This is a genomic window from Cupriavidus sp. 8B (assembly GCF_054589115.1).
This window is the reverse complement of sequence record NZ_BAAILO010000268.1, coordinates 1-240: the sequence shown is the minus strand read 5'-3', so window position 1 is coordinate 240 and position 240 is coordinate 1. Positions and strand designations below refer to the sequence as shown.

The following is a 240-nucleotide window of genomic DNA, read 5'->3' as shown; positions in this document are numbered from 1 at the left end:
GAAGTTCTTGACGTTGTCGTAGTTGTACTCGAGCGTCAGGCCAAGCGCCGGCGTCACCTGGTAGGTGGCGCCGATCCAGTAGAAGTCGTCGCGCTCGATCAGGCTGCCATTCTGGTCCTTGTTCTGGCCCCAGCGATAGCCGCCCATGATCTTTGCCGGGCCGAACGCATAGCTTGCCGCGACCGTCGCCTTCTTGAAGCTGCCGCTACCGAGGGCAGCAGCGGTCAATGGGTTGGAAAT

General features: G+C 60.8%; 1 protein-coding gene. It reads right to left on the bottom strand.

Annotated elements, in window-relative coordinates:
- Positions 1-240, bottom strand: a 240-nt coding sequence (locus tag ACYP5B_RS27020; protein ID WP_459571742.1) for a porin, incomplete at both ends; no start/stop codon positions are given.